Source organism: Bradyrhizobium sp. UFLA05-153, from assembly GCF_054185185.1.
On the sequence record NZ_JBBIAM010000245.1, the window covers coordinates 1 to 5245 of the forward strand.

Sequence of the window (5245 nt, forward strand, 5' to 3'; positions counted from 1 at the left end):
CATTCGCCACAAGCGCTCTCCTCTGCAGAGATTCGAGCCATCATATAATGTGACGAACTTTCGTTCCAGATGACTAGTGAGCGTTGAACTGGAAGACCGCGACACTGGTGAGGCGGTCCTTGATGCGGCCAGAGCACAAGGCTGCGATCTGCTGATAAAAGGCGCCTTTACCCGCAATAGACTGCGGCAAATGATATTCGGTGGCGCGACCAGCTATATCATGGAGCACGCGGATTTGCCCGTCCTAATGGCGCATTAGAACCGCGCTTATAATTCGCACGCTATGCGGCGCGACTGGGCGTAGAATTGCTTTCTACCTCAGCTTGCCCAACGCAGGAGTGCGCCTTCCTCGCCCTGTCAGCCGCGGCAATTCCTTAGGGCCTTTGGCTTTATCTCTGACCGATAAGAGATCCATCCCTGACTAGGTCCGGTTTGCGCCACGAGCTGCCCTCCACGAGGTCGCATGTTTGACACATCTCCTGGAAGGAGACCCTAGTCCAGTGATGGCCCGATATGCTTTGATGCAAGGAGCCGGAAACGCGCAGGTGGCCTCATGTACATGGTCATTCGAAAGTACACCAAGGTTCGTTCGGTCGCGGATGCTGCTCGCCGCGCGAAAAGTGGCATCGGTCAGATCCTAAGGGAATCGCACGGCTTCAGATCTTATTATGTATTGGACGGGGGCGAAGGCGTCGGCGTTGCTGTGATGATATTCGACGACCGAGAAAGCGCCATCGCGGCGAACGATAGAGTACTGGCATTTGTTCAAGCAAGCTTGCATGACCTTGATCTTGGAGACCCCGAAATTCTCGCCGGGGAAGTTCTGGTGGATATAGAGTCGGATGCGTCATCGTTCGTGAAGGCTCATCCAGCGCGTGAACGCTAGGTCGTCACACAGTCCATGGACGACACGACCGCCACCTCACGCCACGTCGCATCGCGAGAAACCACGGACCTCACCTCGCTTGGGCTCGCAACCGCTGCAGCAGCGGTTCGTACCGTCAACGGTCAGGAAAACCGTGGCTCGTTTTTGGAAGCATGGCTCGCAACGCTCCTCGGACTACTACGTCCTTGACTGGAGAAGCGGATAGAAAGGACCGCGGACTAAAGCAAAACGGAGCAATCGTCGCGGAATGCCCCGTCGCTGCCGACAAAGATCGCTTCGGAGATCGCCGGCTACCGCACGACGCTTGGCATTCCGTTGCTTCGACGGTTCAGTTTGGGCTCGACGGGACGCGACCTGCGGCAGTTCGAGCGTTACTCCTTCGCCGGCAGCGTGCGCAGATAGGCGACCACGGCATCAAGATCATCTGGGCTTATCGTGGCGTAGTAGTGGAAGCCCATCGGTGGCTTGAGACGGCTACCGTCGCGGCTGATGCCTTGGGTGATTGCGCGCTTGATTTCGGCGTCTGTCCATTCGCCGATACCCTTGCTTTTGCTCTGGGTGATGTCGCGTGAAACCGAGACGCCCCAGGGGCCGCGGAACTCGTAGCCACCCGCGCCGAGCTTGTCGGCGAACTCGCGCCCTCCCGGTCCCATCGGTGTATGGCACGCCATACAATGCGCGATGGTAGCAAGATAGAAACCCTTCACCACTTTGTCGTTCATCATCGATTCCGTGAACGCCTTTTCGCCCCCGGGCAGGACGGTCTCGATTTGCGCGGTCCTGTAGATCGGATCAGGCACTCTGTTGTTGATTGGTTTGATTGTACGTAAGTATGCGACGACCGCGTCGAGATCATGTTCGGTCATGATGTGGTAGAAGCCGGTCGGCATGATCATGGCGATATGCCATCCCTTCGGCGTTTCGCCAGTGCGAATGAGCTTCTTGATGTCGGCGTCGCTCCAGTTTCCGATGCCGGTCTCTTTATCTTGCGTGATGTTCGAGGCAGTTACCTTGAACGGCGGCTCGTCAAAGGACGCGCCGCCGGAGAAAGCCTTTTCCAAGATGTCACCATCTGGGCCCTTTGGCGTGTGGCAATTGCCACAGGCTAGAAAACCGTTGACCAAATAATCGCCTCGCTTAACCAGATCGGACTGGGCACGGGCGACACCGAGCGTGGTGGCAATAGCGATGACCGAGGTCATAAAGAGCTTGAGCACACCAAACTTCTCCCAATTGTTTTTCGGCGACTAAATTCAGTTCTTACTATGCGTGCGCAACTTCTGCCCTCGGCCAACCCGCGCCAACTCTAAGGAGAAATCGCCGCATCGGCGCCCTGGGCATTGGGGCAACAGAAGCCAGCTCTAGGGTACCCTCGTAGGAGTTGGGCCTAGAGCCTCGGCGGCCAAAGCGGGCATGCCCCTCCACAGCCGAGACAAAACTCGCAGGCGAGAATGTCAATTTGATCAAACGAGGTAGACCTTCCTGAGTAGGTCAATCACAAGTATTGCTCGCTGTGCATTTGGCGCCAGTTGATCGATCCCTGACTCTCGGTTGATGCTGGGCGTGGGCAGCTACGCGGTTGATTGGGAAAAGAACCAGAGAGCGTGCGAAGTCCGAGTCGGGTCATGAGTGTCGTGTTCTGCAAAAGACGGCTGCCTACCAACTTCCGCTATGCCCCGTTAGCGACCTACTTGGTGTCGCGATGCAATATGTCGCGACGGGCCAATAGGCGACATACCGATGTTATTCAATCGCCTCTCGAGTCCCCCTCACGGTATTAGGTAAGGCCCAACCTGAAAACGTGTACTTTCAGCAGCTCGATAGGTCGCAGACTTCCAATACCCTCAATGATTTTTCCAAAACACAGCTAGAAAACTCACTACTGCCAACGCAGTCATCGATCGCTTTGTTAGTTTGATCTGTCATACAGTTTGAGTATTGGTGTCCGTTGTCTTCCCCGAATTTCTGCCGAAATTTAGCGAGGCAGGATTTGCTCGCTCTTCCAGTCTGCGCGATCCACTTGTTACGATCGATAGGCTCCGCCTGAGCAAGAAGCGTCGACCCAAGCAACACCGCGATGACCAAAGCATATCGCACGTTCTTATCTCCGCCGGTTAAATCGGACGATACATGAAAACGCTGGTACGGTACTCTATTGAGGCGCGCCCTAGACTGCTCCGAACCGCAGCGCACCCATACCCGCCTAGTTTCTCGCGCAGGTGGCCGGAGTCCGTTGTGGGTCAAAATGCGAAGAACTCCAGTGTGAGCAAATCGAGTCCGCTATACCCGCGTGTCCGGACCTCGACGAGGCGCGCGGCCACTTCGCAGAAGGGCCAGAAGCAGCCCTTCCGGCAAGCGTCGTGCGTCCTGTCTGTCGATCGCGCAGAGCGGGGTTCATACGGTCGGCTGCCAAATTCCTTTAACCTGAAAAGCCTCGTCAGGGCCGGGCCAAGGTGGCATTGTGACGCCGATGGCTTCGAGCGCCTCATCGCCGTCGTTTCTGAACTGAAATTGTGTGCCTGTCGGAACGGTGATCGACACTCCGGGGAATACGTCCACAATCTGCCCTTCACCTTCGCTGTTACCAGGGCGGCGCCACATGCGACCTCTTCCGCGTATGAAGTACCAAATCTCCTCGATCGTCTTGTGAGCAACGGCTTTCGATACATTGCGAGGGCCTAATGCGAAGTGTGCCATGCCGCCTCGTGTCATCTCCGGCAGCAACCGAACTTCCGATCCATCGGGCGCTATGTCGTCGTACTTCGAGCCAAGCACTTTGGTAATCTCCATGTTCACCTCACTCGTTGCGGCTACGCCCTCAAGCGTGATCAGCATGTCGAGATCGCTAGTGCTTTCTTTCCGCAACTTAATCAGGGGCTGATACTCAGGTGAATTGTACCAAGCGTCCAGCGATTGCTTATCGGGAAACTCGATGATGACAACGCGCTCCGGCTCCCAATGGCCGCCTTCGGGGAGTTGATGTGCGCTGCCCTTCGTCAGATACCGCCCGCCGTATTTTTCGATCATCGGTCCAACCTTGACCCGGTACTCCTCAAACACAGCGGGCTCGGTGATGATGTGCTCAGCAATCAAGTAAGCCTTCGGCATGACCGCTCTCCCGCATAGCCCGGCCAGAAGCCTATCACGGGATCGGCCGATCGGCAGTGGGGCATTTCTAGGGGTACTGTAAGTCCCGGCATCAATCTCGGCGTCGAGCTCGATTATGTGGCTTACGACGGCAAGCCGCTTCGCATTCGCTTTCAGTTCACGGAGACTGGATAAATAGCAGCGTCGGCCTATAGACGTAGTCGGAAAGTGGCCTAGCGTCCCATAGTGCTCGCCGAGTGCCGAGTTCTGCTATCGGTCAAGATGCGAAGAACTCAACGTGAGCAAATCAAGTCTGCTATACCCCACAGACCGGACATCAACGAGGCGCGCGGCCACTTCGCTGATGGCCAACAGGCGACATCCGAAGCGGGGCGAATGCGGCTCTAGCCACAGCAGCCTCCCTTGCCGTGTTCTTGTATTGGCGGACATGGCACTGACCCGTATGAGCAGAACACGCAGCAGTCACCGGGCTTCGGCTTTAACCGTGTTCCGCAAGCCGGGCAGTCATAGAAGAACTGGCAGGCGTCGGTTGGCATGATCTCTGTGGCCTGATGACCGCATTTGGGGCAGGTCAGTATCGATTGCAATTGCATTTGCGCCTTGTAAGCGAAAAGGGCCAAGGACTGATGCTGGGGCCGTTCCGAAAGATAAACACCGACACCGACCCGAACTTCCGGTGAGGGTCAAATGTTGGTCTGTGCCTCAAAGCAGACGCAGGGTGTTTGTGAGTAGAGGCCCTAGTCGAGGCAGAGCCGCAGCGCCGCCGGCTTTAAGTACGGGATGCTGGCTTGCTTCCGACTACGATGCCTCTCTGTGACTCAGCGGAGTCCATGGGTAAGTATGTGTGGGGTCAAGGCTACCTCCCTTGCTCGTGGAGGGAAGGACTCCCGCCAGACTCCCGAAGGCGCGGGAGGGGCTGCTGCCGATCCGGCCCGTGGCGACGTTCGGGCATCTGCTGCAAAGGTTCTGACGTGATGATCTCCTCCCATGCGTGGCGAACCCCAAAAGGTCCATAGGAACCACGCGACGTCGCGTTTTGTCTCGCGGCACCCTTGCATTGGCGGATGGAGGTCAAGGGGCTTGCATAGCAAAACGCGTGTGCCCGCTGACTTCCGTTTCCAGAGCATAGCGGACATCACCGGAATTTCCGCTCGGCCAGCACAGTCGCGATTGACCCTGGTTCGCGGTAGGGATGCCCATTGCTGGACACCCCCCGCGCAGATCCGGACAAGCCCGATTCGAGCATCCGGC

Annotated in this window: 4 protein-coding genes and 1 pseudogene; 2 read left to right on the forward strand and 3 right to left on the reverse strand. The window is 57.0% G+C overall.

What is annotated here, in order from left to right; all coding sequences use genetic code 11:
• Window positions 1-73: 73 nt before the first annotated feature.
• Both Q2941_RS50590 and Q2941_RS50595 read left to right on the forward strand, forming a co-directional pair.
• Window positions 74-259: pseudogene (locus tag Q2941_RS50590) on the forward strand (universal stress protein); the annotation flags it as partial.
• Between the two features lie 294 nt (window positions 260-553).
• Complete coding sequence (locus tag Q2941_RS50595; protein WP_458197390.1) at window positions 554-886, forward strand: hypothetical protein; 333 nt, start codon at window positions 554-556, stop codon at window positions 884-886.
• 371 nt (window positions 887-1257) lie between these two features.
• Here Q2941_RS50595 and Q2941_RS50600 read toward each other — a convergent pair whose 3' ends face one another.
• The 3 genes from Q2941_RS50600 to Q2941_RS50610 all read right to left on the reverse strand — a co-directional run bounded on the left by Q2941_RS50600 (window position 1258) and on the right by Q2941_RS50610 (window position 4587).
• Entirely contained in the window at window positions 1258-2103 is an 846-nt protein-coding gene (locus Q2941_RS50600; protein WP_027522487.1) for a c-type cytochrome, read from the reverse strand.
• 1177 nt (window positions 2104-3280) lie between these two features.
• Window positions 3281-3994: a DUF1330 domain-containing protein gene (locus Q2941_RS50605; protein ID WP_254112721.1), complete on the reverse strand. Its 714-nt coding sequence runs from the start codon at window positions 3992-3994 to the stop codon at window positions 3281-3283.
• Window positions 3995-4377: 383 nt separating this feature from the next.
• Entirely contained in the window at window positions 4378-4587 is a 210-nt protein-coding gene (locus tag Q2941_RS50610; RefSeq protein WP_084801414.1) for a GDCCVxC domain-containing (seleno)protein, read from the reverse strand.
• Between the last annotated feature and the right edge of the window lie 658 nt (window positions 4588-5245).